Consider the following 15,791-nt stretch of genomic DNA (forward strand, 5'->3'; position numbering starts at 1 on the left):
CACGGCAAGCCTGCCTCAACGACTCACTTGCCTTTGAAAACCGGCGCTCGCTTTTCCATCATGGCGATGACAGCTTCTCTGCAATCTTCGGTCTGGCTCAACGCCGTTCCAACGCGAGCCTCGAATTGAAGCTGTGCTTCAAAACCAGGGTCTATGGCCTGATAAACCAACCGCTTGATGTTTTCCACCGAAACCGGCGGCATGCTCGCCAGCTTATTGGCCAATTCCATCGCTGACTCCATCAATCCTTCGGGGGGCGTCACTTCCTTTACCAATCCACACCCCATGGCCCATTGAGCGTCTCTTTTCTCTCCAGTACTCAGAAATTCGAGAGCGACGGATAGGGAGGTGACCCGCGGCAAGGTATAACTAATCCCCATTTCAGCAGCCAAACCAAAATTGACGAACTGTGGTGTAAAGGAAGCCGTCTCCGACGCAATGCGATAATCGCAAAGGCTGATCAAAGCCACCGCTATGCCAGAAGTAAAACCATTGATGGCGGCGATCGTAGGCTTCGGGCAATTGTGAAGAGACGAGGGGAGCACCTGATACGGACCAAAGGGTTTATTGAAATTGAATCGCTCCGCATTTTTACCCATATCCGCTTGAATTTGGCTGATATAAGCAGTGTCACTGCCCGCGCAGAAGGACTTTCCAGCACCAGTGATAATGATCGCCCTTGTGTCTTCGTCCTTACTGAGCTCATCCATGCACTGACCAAACTCCTGTAAGGCCACGCCATCGAATGCGTTATGCTTCTCAGGCCTGTTCAACGTCAACGTGGCCACATGATTGGCCTTGTCTACCGATATTCTTTCGTTTGCCATTAACTCAACTCCTCAACATCAAGTGAGACACGTTCCATATCACCCACCGGAACACCGATGCCATTACCTCCACCTGGACCGCCACCGCCGAGACATCCTCGCCAAGGTCGCACTCACCCAGACCTACATCAAGAAGCTCGTCAACAACAACGCTATTAAATGAAACAGAATTACAAGACACGAGCCGCCATAATCACAGTACCGCGACTACTCTGCCAATCACCTTCCGATCAGCGAGATCGGTCAGCGCGTCAGGTATGTCTTCAAATGATATTTCTCGTTTTATTGGCCGGATCTTACCCGCAGCATAGAGTTTCAGTAGATCCTCATGGGTGCGATCCAAGAAGTCTTTGTCATACAAAGCAGCAAGAACACCCACTACCGAGCAGTTTTTAATGACAACAGCCCCCGTCGCCGCATTTTTCCAACTTCCGCTCGAGTAGCCGATAGCCAATAGTCTCCCTTCATTGGCAATGCACTTGAATGACCGAACAAAGACATCGCCCCCCACGGGGTCAAATATCACGTTCGCGCCACGCCCGTCCGTAGCCTTATTGACTGCCTCCGCGAAATCATCCGTGCCGATATCAATCGCCAAAGAAGCCCCCAGATTGAGACATGCGTTGACTCTTTCCGGGCCTGTAGCGGTAGCGATAACCTTTGCCCCAAGTGCACGGCCCACCTGTATGGCGGCCGATCCAACGCCACCGGCTCCACCATGAACAAGTAACGTTTCGCCTCGCAATAATTGGCCACGTCTGGCCAAAGCAATATATGCCGTTTGAAACGGTATGAGGAAAGCAGCCGCATCCTCATCAGGCATATCATCCGGAATGCAATATGTTGCACTGATCGGTGCAAGGGCCTGCACAGCAAACCCCCCATTTCCCTGGATAAAGGAAGTGGTGGCAATCACTCGGGAACGAATGGCAAGATCAACTCCTTCACCGACAGCAGTAACCATGCCCACCACCTCCTGACCAGGAGTGAATGGAATTTCCGGGTTGAAAGCATAAGTTCCTCGGCACATGAACACATCCGGCAAACCTAAAGCCGCAGCCTTAACTAGAATACGGACCTCTCCGGGGCCCGGTTCCGGAACAGCTTTCTCGCCGAGCTCCAATACCTCTTTCGGCTCGCCATGTTTGATAACCTGCCATGCTCGCATACATCTTTCCTCTACATCAGATTCCTTAATATAGTTATAAGATCCTAATCTTCGAAATATCGCATGACTGAAACTTCACAAAAACATGCGCCCGATATCGAATTCGGGTCGTTGCGACGTCGACACGCCTCCGGCGGATATCTCCGACCGGCGTCGGGCCTGTCCGCATGTGTTGACGTTGTTCCTAACGCCAGTCAGGAAACACCGCGCAGAAACTCTTCAAGAATCCGCCCCAGTCGTTCCTTGCCATGGGGTATTCCCACGACGGGTCGCTGTAGTGCTTGTAGTCGTCCGACATCAAGCTCAAACACTCGTCGATGTCATGCCGGTGAATGGCGTCATTCCAGGCGGGGGAAGTTGCTTCTGGATCGATGGGCATCCGCGTGCTGCCTTCCTTCGAATGACCCGACCCTTGGGCGGGGCGGATACGACGGGTTACCGGCGGCGGCCATACCTCTGTGCCGATCACGAAGGGTCAGTTGGCCGTTCCGCTCGATGAATCTCATGAAAGCACAGGCATCAACCAAAGACAACCGTGTTTTCTTAATGTCGCCCGTGGACTTATAGGGGGCGCCGCGGGGGCCGAGTGGTGCGATCGAAGTGGTCGCGATGCACTCGGCGCCGCAGTCCGGCGACATGCCGCTCAGCGGTCGTTCGGCCCTGAAGGGGGCAGGCAATCTCACAGCCGGTGTGCATCTCGACCGTGCGCGTCGGCGGGAACGTGCCCACGCTCGCGCCCCGGCGTGAGTGTTTACATGGACAAGGCTTGGTCCGTCAGTGACGAGTCGATGGCCGAGTGCGTGGGCGCCGTGATTGTGCTGAACCAATTCCCTTGTGGCTGAGTTCCATTCCTTGAATCAGCCAGTTGATGGTCGTGTCGAATATCTCTGGTGTGTCCTCGTGGACGGCCATGTCGGTCACGGTCAGACTCAGTGCGACGTGCACCAGGACGTTGCACGCGTCAACGGCCTCCTTCTCGGTGAAGCCGTACTGCTTGAGCACCCTGATCAGGCGGGTCACGTAGGTGATCACGACATCGCTATCCGCGACTGTCATCAGACTCGTCAAACTGGGCCGCTGCACCAGTGCGCCGCGAAGGGCCTGACACCAGCTGCGAACACTGTCCTGCCAACTGGTGTCGGTAGAGAAGTCCAACTCGATCGAGGCGAACGCCCGGGAAACTACGCCTCGGATGAGCTCCTCGCGATTGCCGACCTGTCGGTAGAGCGTCTTGGTGGAGCAACGTAGGCGCGCGGAGAGGTTTCGGGCCATCAGCCCGGCGGGACCTTCAGCGGCAAGGGCCCGAAGCGCCTCGTCATAGATAGCGTCGGCGCTCAGTAGTGGCTTGGCCACGGCGTGTCCTTGCCTCTGGCGTACACATCTCTCATTTCGGGCTGCCCGGAACGTCTCGGCTCACGATAGCTCGCATTCCTCAGATTCGGTCTGGTGTGCACGATGATAGGACGACGGTTTCGTCCGAGGTGATGTTGGGCCGGGTAAATTCCTCGGCCGCAACGGAAATCGTTGTCAGAGCGACATTGCGTCCCGCAGTTGCCGGCAACTGGGCAGGCGCGTTCGGTCGTTGCCGCGCACACCATCACTCCCTTGCTCGTGCGTGGTACTCCTGATACGTTCGGAAAACAATGTTACTTTAACGCGGTCGGGGTCAGCCGGGTCACGAGGGAGAGAGAGTAGAGCTATGGCTTGGGGTTTATCTGCCGAGCCGGACTTCCAACGCAAGGTTGACTGGCTCGGGAAGTTCGCCGTCGGGGACACGCAGCGAGAGTCGGAACTCCCCAAGCGACACATGTGCGCTCACGGCCCATCGGCGGCGCATCTTCCGAAGGATGAGTGCGGCAATGTCTTCGGCCAGCTTCCGAGACGGTCGGTGGCCGGAAGAGCCCGGTTCGGCCATCTGTCGGAGCCCAGCGCATGACGCGCACCGCGCCGCCGTTCGACGTCCCGCGCTTCAGCGACTGGCTGGGGCAGGTGACCGGTGAGCCCGCTGAGGTGTCGGTGACAGAGATTCGTGGTGGCGCCAGCTGCGAGATGTTCCGTGTCGAGCGGCTGGGGCAGTCGTGGGTGGTGCGCCGGGCGCCCCTGACATCAGTGTCCGACACCGCCCATCAAGTCATCCGTGAGGCGCGAGTCATGCAGTCGCTGTCCGGGTCCGGTGTCCCGGTACCTGCCGTACTGGCGATTGGTGAGGACCCCGCGGTGCTGGGCGCTCCCTTTTTTGTGATGTCGTATGTCGACGGCGCAGTGGTCCGCCGCGACGGCCTCCCGCCGGCACTCGCCGCCGCCCACCAAACACACCACCACGTGGGCGAGCAACTCATCGACACATTGGTGAAGCTCCACGACATCGACTGGCGCAAAACCGTATTGGCCGACCTGTCTCGACCGGCGGGCTTTCTCGAGCGCCAGGTGCAGCGCTGGATGACCCAACTGGCGACGTACCGCGACCGCGAACTGGACGGAGTCGACGACGTAGCCGACTGGCTCACCGACAACCTGCCCACCCACGGCGACCTAACGGTAATGCATGGCGATTACAAACTGGACAACCTGATCTGGATACCCGACCCGCCGCCTCGGGTCGCCAGCGTTCTGGACTTTGAAATGACCACCGTCGGCGATCCACTCATCGACCTCGCGTGGGCGCTGATCTTCTGGCCGGAGGAAGGCAACCTGTTGGCGTTCGCCGCCCCCGGCAGCCCCAACGGGCTCAGTGCCGATCAATGTCAGAGCCCCGCTGATTTGGCGCAGCGGTACGCCACCGCCACCGGTCGCGACTTGTCAGGTTTTGAGTGGTACCAAGCGTTCAGTGCATGGAAGCTCGCCATCGTGTTGGAGGCCTCCTACGTGAAGCATCTCCGCGGAGAGTCCACCAACCCCCTCCACGCATTCCAAGGGTTTGTCGTGGATCAGCTGCTTGAGCGCGCCCGGCGGTTTGCCCGGTGAACGACCCACTGTTCTCCGTGGACGGGCGCGTCATCTTGGTGACAGGCGGCAGCCGTGGCCTGGGCCGGGCCATGTGCCTGGGCTTGGCCGAACGTGGCGCGCGCGTAGTCGTCGCCAGCCGCAAACTCGCGGCATGCGAAGACCTTGTCGCCGACATCGCCGCGCAGGGTGGACAGGCCTTCGCCGTTGCCTGCCACGTGGGCGACTGGCGCTCGCTCGAGGCAGTCGTCGACGCTGCGGCAGGCCGGTGGGGTCGCCTCGACGGGCTGGTCAACAACGCGGGAATGAGCCCCATCACGCCGTCGCTCCTCGAGACGAGCGAGGCGCTGTTCGACAAGGTAGTCGCCGTCAACTTGAAGGGTCCGACCCGGCTGACGGCCTTGGCCGCCCAGGCGATGAAAGCCACCGGCGGCGGGTCGATCGTCAACGTGAGCTCCTTGGCGTCGATCAAGCCCAACCCGATGACCACCGTCTATGGCACCGCCAAGGCGGGGCTGAATGCGCTCACGGTCGCCACCGCCACCGAGTACGCCGACGCCGGGGTCCGGGTCAACGGAATCATCTGCGGCACCTTCGACACCGACGCCACTGCCGGTTTCGTGCACAACCCGGAGGTGCTACCCGAGGTGGTGAGGCCGATTGCACTCGGCCGTGTTGGAAAGCCCGGGGAGGTGGTGGGGGCGGTCTTGTATCTGTTGTCGGACGCCTCGACGTATACGACTGGCTCGCTGATGACGGTTGACGGTGGTGTGTCCAGGTGAGCGCCAACTCGCCACGGGCCATCCCGGGTTGCAGGACCGCACCGCAGAAGCGCAGAGCACTAGTGGCACGGCCAAGGAGACAGCAGTGAGAGTCGGTGTCCAGTTTCCGAACGAGGCATTCGTCGGTGACCCCGTTGAGGTACGGGACTTCGTCCAGACGGCTGAGGGCCTCGGCTACACGCACCTGACAATCTATGAGCATGTCCTAGGTGTTGAACACACCGATCGCAATCCGCCTTTGGTGATCCACTACGACGAGTCAACCGTCTTCCACGAGCCCTTGGTGCTGAGCAGCTATATCGCCGCTGTCACCTCGTCGATCGAGCTCACCACTGGAGTTGTGGTCCTGCCGCAACGGCAGACGGCGCTGGTTGCGAAGCAAGTAGCCGAGGTCGTCTTCCTCGCCGGCAAGCGGTTCCGCCTCGGAGTCGGGGTGGGATGGAATCACATCGAATACGAGTCTCTCGGAATGGATTTCGCTACCCGAGGTGCTCGTCAAGAGGAACAGATCGAGGTCTTGCGTCGGCTGTGGAGCGAACCGGTGATCGACTTCACCGGGCGTTGGCACCGAATCGATCGGGCCGGTATCAGTCCGCGTCCGCGCTCGCCGATCCCGATCTGGATCGGTGGCTTCAGCGAGGCCGCCTTCTGCCGCGCGGCGCGAGTAGCGGATGGGTTCATCTACTCGCTCTACGGACCCGAAGGACCGGACGGCGAGACGAAGGCCGGCGTCGACCACCTCCGCGAACTGGTCGCCGAGGCGGGGCGAGACCAGAGCGATTTCGGTATCGAGCTGCTGGCGCCATTGCCGATCTCGCCTGGCGAGTTCGCCGAATTGGTGCACGCCTGGTCCGACTCGGGAGTGACCCACATGACGCTTCACCTGCTCGGGGGAGCGCCAGACGCCGGGTCGAAGGTCGCTGCGTTGTCCACCTATATGAAGGCCCTGTCCTGAATGTATCTCGACTGAAGTCCCGAAGATTATGAGGAGACACATGCCAGATCTGGCCGGGTACTTTTCGATGGGCCGTCCCTCGAACCGATCTTCACCGACCTTCCAAACATCGCCGCGCGATGGTCCTCCGCGCAGATATGCGCCGTTGATGGCGGACGCCCGACCCTGAGGAATACGTATGCAGACTCACCCTCGGCGGACGGATGACACTGTTCCTGCTCAACGCAGCGATGGCCGACTGAAGGCGCTCAACCCTGGACCACCGAGATTTGCGTTGAACGTCATTGCTACCAGCGTCGCCGATGTCGTCGCTTCGGCCGGCGGATGGCTGTTCGACAGATGCTCAGCCGGGTGGGACGTGAACGTTCTGGTCACCGAGGTGGTCGACACACGCCCGCTGAAGATCTTGGGGGTGGACGTCATCGACCCGCAGGGCGAGCTGGCTGCGGGCCTAGCGCTGGAGGCTTCTGCGGGACTGGCTATAGCCCTGGACCGATTCGCGATCGACGAAGACCTGCGGGTGGGTGTACTCAGAGCTGCGAGATCCGGTACAACCGAAGTTGCCATGTGGGGCGATCGGCCTCCGGCCGATGTCGGGTATCTGGTCGATTCCGTCGATTACCGAATGAGCCGGGCGGCGGAGGCGTTCAAGGGCCACGCGCTGGCCGCCGCGGGTTTGCCCGATCGGCAGATCGGTCAAATCGAAAGGCTGTACCGCTTCGGCCTTCGTTCGACGGGCTCCGCCGCACTAGATTCGGTGGCCACACGACTGGCGCTATTGCGGAGTTCACACTCATCGGACTAAGAAAGACCACATATGTTGCGGCCGAAACTCTCTTTCGCCTGTCCGCCCGGATTGCAGTCCGTTGAACGCAGCCAGATTGCGGAGAAGCTCGGTTACGAGCGCGCCTGGCTGTTCGACTCGCCCTCGCTGTATACCGATATCTGGATTTCCTTGGCGCGAATCGCGGACGCAACCGAACGCATCGGCCTGGGAACAGGTGTCGCCGTCCCCAGCATGCGGCACCCCATGGTCACCGCATCGGCTGTCGCTGCCGTCGAGGCATTGGCACCCGGTCGACTTGTCGTGGCGTTCGGAACCGGCTTCACAGCCCGGGTGACGATAGGCCGAAAGCCGATGACCTGGAAGGCGCTCACCGAGTACACCCGGCAAGTGCGCAAACTGCTGGACGGCGAAGTCGTCGAGATCGACGGCGGTGCCTGCCAGATGATGCACGACGAGGAGCTCGCGCCGGAAAGACCCATTGCCGTTCCTCTTTGGGTGGCGCCCTCGGGTCCGAAAGGGATGAGCGCCGCACGGGAACTGGGCGTGGATGGTGTCCTTGTCGTATCACCGCCAAACGAACCCCTTGATTGTACCCACCGCGGCCTCCTGGTCTTCGGCACGGTCCTCCCAGCCGGGAGAAGACGAGACGTCACAACGCGTGTTGGCTGCAGGCGGTCCGGGCTATGCCACCAGCGTCCACGGGCTGTGGGGCCTCGCCCCCGACGCCGTTGCGTCTGTGCCAGGTGGCGCGGAGTGGCATGAGCGCGTGAAGGCCGACCGCCCCGAAAGGGAGCGCCACCTTCTCGTTCATCGGGGGCACTTGTCGACAGTCACCGATCGTGATCGCGACCTTGTCGCCGCGGCGGGCAAGTCGATCCTCGAATGCGGCTGGACTGGGGATCCCGAGTCGATTGCCGCGCGAATGGACGAGGCGGGCGAGCAGGGCATCACTGAAGTCATTTACATACCGGCTGGTCCCGATGTCCCCTCTGAGCTAGAAGCTTTTGCGGCGGCCGTCCAATTATGAGTTGTGGACGGCCCTCGTGCTCAGCGATGGGGAGTCATTGACACCGGACGAGCTGACGGATTTCCTTGCTGCGCAGCCGGATCTGCCCCCGAAGGCGTGGCCGCGATACGTGCGGATCAGCCGCACGCTTCCGCAGACCGCGACCAACAAGATCCTCAAGCGCGCACCCAGGCGCGCCGACGTGCGCGAGTGCTGGGTCAGTCCTGCCAGAAGTTCATGACGAGTTTGCGGCGTTCGTCGCGCGTCGATTTCTGAGTGAAGTCCTGGATGCCCGCCATCCCGTCCTCGCCGGGACTGAATCGTGAGGGGTTTCCCTCGAGGATCATGCTGGTGCTGATGTCCAAATCAGCGACATCCCGGACCCGATGATCGCGAGGTTCAGCGTCGCCGGTGGAGTCGAGGTGGGCGCGATTGCACGCTGATCCGGCACAAAACCGCATTGCTCCAGGTACATCGGGAGGTATTTCGGGTCCAAGTGGGTGCCGATCGCTATATCGGCCATGCGGGAGACCAGCTCCAGGTCGATCGCCCCGAGGTAGGGGTTCTGGTCTCGTGTGGTCAGCACCGCACAGAGGATGTCGGTGAGCTCGGCGTGCGCCTGCAGCGTCACGGGCTCCACTGGAGCATCTACTGGTCCCCGAACGCTGCTTCGCGGACCTCCGACCTTGTCGGCGAACCGGTCCAGCAACGAGCGGTCGCCGGTCATGTGAACAGCGCACAGGAGCAGCAGCGGCGTGTCTACAGCCGGGAGATGTTCGCGCAGGTCAGCTTCCGTGACGACGGACGTCGGCACATTGTGGGTGAATCGCCAACGCAGATTTCCATCAGACATATTCAGCTCCTTCATCGAGCAGGGTCGGATCGCCGCTGACAAACGGCAACCGCCATCCCGATCGAGCGGTAGTTGAGTCCGTAGTGCTGGGCCTTCTCGCCCAGGCGGGCGTCACCCCAGAGCGTCCCCGCGGGGACTGCAGCAGGGACAATTACGACCATATGTATCAGTGAAGGCGACGTCTACGACCAATATTAGGATGGATTAATGCTCGCTGCGTCTCAACCGCGGGTTGTGGGGCATGTATCTGAGCTGAGCAGCAAGTAGCGCGCCTTGGCATCGGAGAAGTTCAGCGCTGCAGCGTGATTCGCGATCCGCACCTGCGTGGTCGCGACCCAGGCCGTCACGGCGCTGAACTCGATCCGCGGGGTTTGGTGGCGTCGATGTGCTCGTCACCGAACACCATTCGTGCCAGTCCCTCGTAGTTCGCCCCGTCGTGGACACTCAGGCCGCCGCACACGTTGAGCATCTGCCCGGTCACCCAGGAGGCGTCATCGGAGGCCAAGAACGCAACGGCCTGTGCGATGTCGGCCGGCGTACCCAGCCGACCCAAATAGGTTTGGCGCAGTCCGGCTGCCACCGACTTTTCCGTGAGCTGCGTGCGCACGGCATCGGTGAGTATGACGCCAGGTCGGACACCGTTGACGCGGATCCCGAGAGCGCCGAGTTCCCTTGCCGCGCAGGCCACGAGTGAGTCCAGCGCCGCCTTGGTGACGTTGTAGGCGGGCATGAACTTTCCCGCGCGCAGGGCTTCGACGCTGGAGAGGGCCACTACTGCACCGCCGCCGCGGGAGCGCATGGCGTGGCTGGCGTGCTTGATGCACAGTGCCGTGCCGACGACGTTGACGTCATAGGCTACGTGCCACTGCGCTTTGTCCAGCAGCTGCACGGGTCCGGGCCATCCGGTTCCGGCATTGGCGACGAGCACGTCCAGGCCGCCGTCATCGACGGCTGTTGCCACCGCATCCCGTACCAGATCCTCATCGGTGACGTCACATACCGCAGTACGCACCGCGCTGCGTCCGGTGGCGTGGCGCAGCTCGGTGGCAGCCGATTCCAGGACATCGCCTTCGGGTCCGGCGATGGTGACGATGGCGCCGTGTTCGAGGAAGTGCAGTGCGCAGCCCTTTCCGATGCCGGTGCCGCCACCGGTGACCAGCACCGACCGTCCCTCAAAGGTGCTCATCGAATAATCCTCATCTGGATATACCTCCATCGACGTTGATCGGCTGTGCGGGTGGTGGCCAGGGCGCCTGCGTCCTCATCTGTGTGGGTATTGTCCCGATGTTTCATGGCTGGTCGGGGCGCAGCGCGATGAAGAGCCCCTCGGCTTCGGCACACACGGTGTCGCCGTGCTTCAACTCGGCCCGCAGCACACGTTTACGTCCTTGTTCGCTGGCGAACCAGCCGCGTACCGCGAGTTCCTGGCCGACGGGTGTGATGGCCCGGAAGTCGGTGTGCAGATAGGCGGTTCGCGATGGTGCCCGGCTCCCGGAATTGGCCAACCGGCCCAGCACCTCGTCGAACAGCAGCGGAATCGCGCCGCCGTGCACCGCGCCACCACCGCCGAGGAAGTAGCGACCGAACGTGACGGTGCCGCTCACGCCGTGCTCGTCGCCCGCGACCGGAATGAAGTTCGGCGACATGGTCTGCCCGCGCCCGGGTAGGTCGAGGCGCCGGGCGAAGATCTGCCGCCGCTCCGGGACCGCCGCGCTGGCCAGCCGATCGGTCCAGCCCTTCAGGTCCTCCGTCAAGTCCTCCGTCGTCGCCGTGTCCGGCGCAGCGGCGGCGACGGCGTCGAGAAAGTCCCGCAGTGCGGCGACCATGTCGCCGTACTCGGCGCCCCCGCCCGGATTGCGGACGTTCGGCTCCTGCCAAGTGCGCATCGGCGGGAATCCGCCCCGGGTCGCCGGCTCATCGGTCACCTCGCAGACCCTAGCGTCATTTCGCGAGAATAATGCATTGACATTAATAAAAGCCGCTGCAATGCTGGCGTGGCGTGCGTCACAGCATGTCCTGGCGAGAACCGCGAGCACACGTAGGAGCGAACATGCCGGAAGTCGGTTCGACGTCGGACGGTCCACTGGCCGGCCTCGTGGTCGTCGACCTGTCGACGACCCTGCCAGGGGCTCAGGCGACGCAGTTCCTCGCCGACTGTGGCGCCGAGGTGATCATGGTCGAGCCACCCGACGGCAGTCCACTGCGCGATCTCGCGAGCTGGCCCGCCCTGCTGAGGGGCAAGCGCAGCGTGACACTCGACTTTCACGACGACGCCGACCTGGAGCGCCTGCGCACGCTCTTGCGCAGCGCGGACGTCATGGTCAACACCATGCGACCGACCACCGCCGAACGAGTCGGGCTCACCCACGACGCGTTGTCGCAGGCGTACCCGCGACTCGTGGTGGCGACGATCACCGGCTGGGGGTCGACCGGGCCGTTCCGCGACTACAAGGGCTGGGAAGCGCTGGTGATGGCGAAGACCGGCGTCATGCACGAGAAAAGGGGACTTGCGCCACGACCGGGGCCAGCCTTCGTCACCGCGGCCTATGCGTCCTGGGGTGCGGCCCACGCCGCCGTTCAGGGTGTCCTGGCTGCGCTACTCGAGCGGGAGACCAGCGGGCGCGGCCAGATCGTCGAGACCAACCTGGTCACCGGCATGGGGTCGATGGATCCGTACAACTGGTTCTACGAGATGGTGCTCGAGCGGTATCCGGGTGCCTACGAACCGATGGATGCGGCCTACGACGACCAGGGCCGTCCCCAGGCGTACCTCATCTACGCGCTTCTGGTGTGTCCCACGAAGGACGGCCGATGGCTGCAGTTCGCCCAGGTCTCGCCGCGGTTGATCGGAGCGTGGCTGACCGAACTGGAGTTGATGGGGGAGATCGCGGACCCGAAGTGGCAGGGCTTCCCGATGTTGCCGACCCCCGAACTGCGCACCGAATGGTGGGACATGATGATCGAGCGGGTGGGGGCTCGCACCCTCGCCGAATGGCAGCAGGCGATGGCGGAGAACCTCGACCTCAGCGGTGAGCTGTTCCGCGGCCCCGAGGATTCCCTGGATCACCCCCAGACCGCATATGAGGGCCGTTCGGTGACGGTGATGGATCCCGATCTCGGTCCGGTGCGGCAGCCGTCCACACTCATTCACGCTGAGGGCAAGCCGCTGACGGCGCTGCGTCCCGCGCCGCGCCTCGGCGAGCACAACTCCCTGGTGATGGCGCAGGGTCGGAAAGCCGTGAGCTTGGGTGGGGATGGTCCGCGAGCGGACGACCCGCCGCTGCAGGGTGTGACGGTGCTCGAATTCGGCAGCATGTTCGCCGGGCCCTACGGCGCGACCCTGCTCGCCGACCTCGGTGCCCGCGTGATCAAGGTCGAGCCGCTCGACGGCGACAACATTCGCAATCTGGTCGCGTTTCCCGAGGCGGGCGGGGCGAAGGTGCTCCAAGGCAAGGAGAGTGTCGCGATCGACTTCACCACGCCCGAGGGACGCGACCTGGTCTACCGACTCGCCAAACAGTCCGACGTGGTGTTGCAGTGCTTCCGCGGCAAGGCGGCCGAGCGGGCGAAGATCGATGAAGCGTCACTGCGGGCGGTCAATCCCGACCTGGCCTTCGTCACGACGTCGGGTTACGGCGTCGACGGCCCCTTCGCGCACCGCGCGGCCTACGCGCCGTCCGTCGGTGCGGCGTCCGGCCTTGCCCTCATCGACAGTCACGATGCGGGCGACCCGCCCACCGACCTGGATGACATCCACCGCAGAGCGGTCAGACTGCACGCGGGCGGAGCCGTGCCTGCCGTGCAATCGGACGGGATCGCGGCGCACGGCGTCGGCTCGGCACTGATGGTCGCCCTCTACGCCAAGAGTCGCGGCGCGCAGCTCTCGAATCTGGTCACCACGATGCTCGGCACCGTGCAGCAGGCGATGCTGCCGTACAACGCGAGCTACGCATCGCGCCCGCCGACGAGGGCGGCCGACGACCAGTTCTTCGGCATGGCCGCGCTCTACCGGATGTATCGCGCGGCCGACGGCTACATCTTCCTGGCCGCGCCGCTTGCGCGCGAGTGGCCTGCGTTGACGAAGGCCATGTCGGGCTACGTCGATCTCCTCGCCGACGAGCGATTCGCCGACGCCGACTCCCGAGCCGCACACGACGACGACCTGATCGCGGCACTCACGCCGGTGTTCGCGACGAAGACCAAGCTGGAATGGGAGGCCGAGCTCTGTGCCCAGGACGTCGGCTGCGTCGAGGTGCTCGAGGTCAACTCCGAACTCGTGCTGCAGACCGACCCCTTCTTCGAGGCGGGCTACTCGGTTCAAGCGCACAGTCCGATCTTCGAGGAACACCGCCGGCTGGCGCCGCTGTGCCGGTTCTCCCGGTCTCGGTCCGAGGCGAAGGCGGGTTGCACCATCGGCCAGCACACCGATGCCGTGCTGCGCGAGATCGGGCTGGACGAGGACGAGATCGCGGAGCTCCGGGCCGGCAAGGTCGTCGGCGGCGGCTGAATTCAGCAGTCGTTCTGATCGGTCAGCGCACGGGTCTCATAGGACACCGGCGCGGTCAGCATGCCGACCCACGCGTCGACATAGTTGTGCAGCTGCGCCTCACCGAGGCCGTGCCCGGAGCGGGCGGCCGCGGCCAACACGTTGATCAAGCTGAGGTAGAGCTGGAAGGTCCGGCCGCGCCGGATCCGTTCGGGCAGGTCCTGCAGGGCGGCGTCGACCAGTTCCTCCAGCTTCTCCTGGGTCCATTCATCGTCGACATGATCCGGCCAGTAGTCACTGCGCGCCCGCGGATCTTCACTGAGGCGGGCCAGAAACGGCACGAACATCTCGCCTGCCGCGATGCTGTTGGCCAGTGGGCGCACCAACAGCCACACCACGGCCCGCGGATCGGCTTCCTTCCGTTGCTCGCGCATGCGCGCCAGCATTTCCCGGCGATCGGTTCCCAACGAGGCCTGGCGGTAGGCGATGAGCGCGCGGATCAGCCCGTCGCGGGAGCCGAAGTGATAGCGGATCACCGAGGTGTTGGACTGCTCCGCCGCCTGCTGGATCTCCCGCAGCGTCACGGCCTCGATACCGCGGGTCGCGAACAGTCGTTCCGCGACTTCCATCAGCATCACCCGCGTCGACTCGCCCGAGGCGTTGCGGCGTCGTGCGCCGGCGGGCGACTCGGTTCCCAACTCCGCCATCACACCTCCTCCCCGTCGGCCACAGTTTTACCTCGGGGCGCATGGATCGACTCAATAGTAATGTCTATTCATTAAAAAGTGTGGACTTCGATGAGCGCGGCTGGCATCATCGGTTCATCAGCCCAGACCCTGGAGGACCGATGAGCATGATCTGGACGAACTCGGGTGATTCCCATTTTCTGGAGCCCGACGATCTGTGGCAGTCCCGTCTGCCCAAACGCCTCGCCGAGCTGACGCCGCGTGCGGAGAAGGATCCCGACGGCGAATACGAGACGGTCACCGTCGACGGTCAGATCTTCCGGCGCAAGTTGCCATCATCGGCGATGGTGGCCTTCGTCGAGGAGAGCATGAAGCCGCAAGGCATCCGGGACGCCAAGGCACGGCTGGGCGATCTGGACAAGGAGGGCGTCTGGGGCGAGGTCATCTATCCGTCACTGGGCATGTGGGGATCGACGTTCCGCACGCCCGAGCTGCTCAAAGCGTGCATGCGCGCCAGTAACGAGTGGGCACTGGACGAGATTTGCGCGGTGTCTCCGCGGTACGTGGTGACCGCGCAGGTGTCCACTCTGGTCGTCGAGGACGCGATCGAGGAGTTGCACTGGGCGGCGGACAAGGGCTACAAAGCCGTGTTCCTGCCGACCACTCCGCATCCGAGCGCACCCGACTGGCACCGCAAGGAGTGGGAACCGTTCTGGGCGGCCGCCGAAGAGGCAGGCATCGTGATCGCCTTCCACATCGGCACCGACCCGGTCGACATGACCGTCGGCGGCGCCACCGGCGGGGCGGGTATGGTCTACCGGGGGCCGGGCGGCGCGATCATGAACTACGCGGAGACGACGTTCTCCGGTCAGCGCGCGGCGATGAAGATGGTCGCCTCGGGCGCCCTGGACCGCCATCCCAACCTCAAGGTGTTGATCTCCGAGGGCGGCGCGACATGGGTTCCCTTCCTCGGTGACCGCCTGCTGGAGGGCTACCGCCAGCACCACATGGCCGTGCGCCCGAAGCTCAACCGCAATCCCAAGGAGATCCTGTTCAGCCAGGTCTACGCCTCCTTCCAGCACGATGAGAGTGCGGTGGCAGCCTACGAGCACATGGGCTACCGCAACGTGATGTTCGGCAGCGACTATCCGCACATGGAGGGCACTTTCGGCCACACCCAGGACACCCTGAAGAGTCTGTTCGACGGGGTGAGCGATGAGACTCGACTACGCATCACACAGGGCACGTTCTACGAACTCTTCCCCGACGTGCCGCCGATCCCGGCCGAAAGCTTCTGA

At 63.1% G+C, this 15,791-nt stretch carries 17 protein-coding genes; 8 read left to right on the forward strand and 9 right to left on the reverse strand.

What is annotated here, in order from left to right; all coding sequences use genetic code 11:
• Positions 1–23: 23 nt before the first annotated feature.
• The 4 genes from HBE63_RS04220 to HBE63_RS04235 all read right to left on the reverse strand — a co-directional run bounded on the left by HBE63_RS04220 (position 24) and on the right by HBE63_RS04235 (position 3,348).
• Positions 24–827, reverse strand: a complete 804-nt coding sequence (locus tag HBE63_RS04220) for an enoyl-CoA hydratase/isomerase family protein (protein ID WP_166903542.1) — start codon at positions 825–827, stop codon at positions 24–26.
• Between the two features lie 193 nt (positions 828–1,020).
• The gene (locus HBE63_RS04225; RefSeq protein ID WP_166903544.1) at positions 1,021–1,995 is read right to left on the reverse strand and encodes an NADPH:quinone oxidoreductase family protein; all 975 of its coding nucleotides are present in this window, start codon (positions 1,993–1,995) and stop codon (positions 1,021–1,023) included.
• 184 nt (positions 1,996–2,179) lie between these two features.
• The gene (locus HBE63_RS04230; RefSeq protein WP_166903546.1) at positions 2,180–2,374 is read right to left on the reverse strand and encodes a nuclear transport factor 2 family protein; all 195 of its coding nucleotides are present in this window, start codon (positions 2,372–2,374) and stop codon (positions 2,180–2,182) included.
• A gap of 395 nt (positions 2,375–2,769) precedes the next feature.
• The gene (locus HBE63_RS04235; RefSeq protein ID WP_166903548.1) at positions 2,770–3,348 is read right to left on the reverse strand and encodes a TetR/AcrR family transcriptional regulator; all 579 of its coding nucleotides are present in this window, start codon (positions 3,346–3,348) and stop codon (positions 2,770–2,772) included.
• Positions 3,349–3,927: 579 nt separating this feature from the next.
• Between HBE63_RS04235 and HBE63_RS04240 the strand changes: the two genes are divergently transcribed.
• The 6 genes from HBE63_RS04240 to HBE63_RS31115 all read left to right on the forward strand — a co-directional run bounded on the left by HBE63_RS04240 (position 3,928) and on the right by HBE63_RS31115 (position 8,489).
• Positions 3,928–4,959, forward strand: coding sequence for a phosphotransferase family protein (locus HBE63_RS04240; protein ID WP_166903550.1), 1,032 nt, complete (start codon positions 3,928–3,930; stop codon positions 4,957–4,959).
• Positions 4,956–5,720: an SDR family NAD(P)-dependent oxidoreductase gene (locus tag HBE63_RS04245; protein WP_166903552.1), complete on the forward strand. Its 765-nt coding sequence runs from the start codon at positions 4,956–4,958 to the stop codon at positions 5,718–5,720. The genes HBE63_RS04240 and HBE63_RS04245 overlap by 4 nt, the downstream gene beginning before the upstream one ends.
• Before the next feature lie 85 nt (positions 5,721–5,805).
• Entirely contained in the window at positions 5,806–6,675 is an 870-nt protein-coding gene (locus HBE63_RS04250; RefSeq protein ID WP_166903554.1) for an LLM class F420-dependent oxidoreductase, read from the forward strand.
• Positions 6,676–6,949: 274 nt separating this feature from the next.
• Positions 6,950–7,480, forward strand: coding sequence for a hypothetical protein (locus tag HBE63_RS04255; protein WP_208301297.1), 531 nt, complete (start codon positions 6,950–6,952; stop codon positions 7,478–7,480).
• 12 nt (positions 7,481–7,492) lie between these two features.
• Positions 7,493–8,224, forward strand: a complete 732-nt coding sequence (locus tag HBE63_RS31825; protein WP_208301298.1) for an LLM class flavin-dependent oxidoreductase — start codon at positions 7,493–7,495, stop codon at positions 8,222–8,224.
• Positions 8,225–8,228: 4 nt separating this feature from the next.
• Entirely contained in the window at positions 8,229–8,489 is a 261-nt protein-coding gene (locus tag HBE63_RS31115; protein WP_208301299.1) for a hypothetical protein, read from the forward strand.
• Between the two features lie 197 nt (positions 8,490–8,686).
• Here the strand turns inward: HBE63_RS31115 and HBE63_RS31690 are convergent, their stop codons facing one another.
• The 4 genes from HBE63_RS31690 to HBE63_RS04275 form a co-directional block, all read right to left on the reverse strand.
• Positions 8,687–8,815 carry a hypothetical protein gene (locus HBE63_RS31690; RefSeq protein WP_256367917.1) on the reverse strand — a complete coding sequence of 43 codons (129 nt, stop codon included), beginning with the start codon at positions 8,813–8,815 and terminating at the stop codon, positions 8,687–8,689.
• Entirely contained in the window at positions 8,812–9,321 is a 510-nt protein-coding gene (locus tag HBE63_RS04265) for a hypothetical protein (RefSeq protein WP_166903555.1), read from the reverse strand. The genes HBE63_RS31690 and HBE63_RS04265 overlap by 4 nt, the downstream gene beginning before the upstream one ends.
• A gap of 343 nt (positions 9,322–9,664) precedes the next feature.
• The gene (locus tag HBE63_RS04270; RefSeq protein ID WP_166903558.1) at positions 9,665–10,507 is read right to left on the reverse strand and encodes an SDR family NAD(P)-dependent oxidoreductase; all 843 of its coding nucleotides are present in this window, start codon (positions 10,505–10,507) and stop codon (positions 9,665–9,667) included.
• 103 nt (positions 10,508–10,610) lie between these two features.
• Positions 10,611–11,147, reverse strand: coding sequence for a hotdog domain-containing protein (locus tag HBE63_RS04275; RefSeq protein ID WP_371815005.1), 537 nt, complete (start codon positions 11,145–11,147; stop codon positions 10,611–10,613).
• A gap of 224 nt (positions 11,148–11,371) precedes the next feature.
• Between HBE63_RS04275 and HBE63_RS04280 the strand changes: the two genes are divergently transcribed.
• Positions 11,372–13,828, forward strand: a complete 2,457-nt coding sequence (locus HBE63_RS04280) for a CaiB/BaiF CoA-transferase family protein (protein WP_166903560.1) — start codon at positions 11,372–11,374, stop codon at positions 13,826–13,828.
• A gap of 2 nt (positions 13,829–13,830) precedes the next feature.
• Here HBE63_RS04280 and HBE63_RS04285 read toward each other — a convergent pair whose 3' ends face one another.
• Complete coding sequence (locus HBE63_RS04285) at positions 13,831–14,514, reverse strand: TetR/AcrR family transcriptional regulator (RefSeq protein WP_166903562.1); 684 nt, start codon at positions 14,512–14,514, stop codon at positions 13,831–13,833.
• Positions 14,515–14,654: 140 nt separating this feature from the next.
• Between HBE63_RS04285 and HBE63_RS04290 the strand changes: the two genes are divergently transcribed.
• The gene (locus tag HBE63_RS04290; protein WP_166903564.1) at positions 14,655–15,791 is read left to right on the forward strand and encodes an amidohydrolase family protein; all 1,137 of its coding nucleotides are present in this window, start codon (positions 14,655–14,657) and stop codon (positions 15,789–15,791) included.

This window comes from Mycobacterium sp. DL440 (assembly GCF_011745145.1).
Classification (GTDB): domain Bacteria; phylum Actinomycetota; class Actinomycetes; order Mycobacteriales; family Mycobacteriaceae; genus Mycobacterium.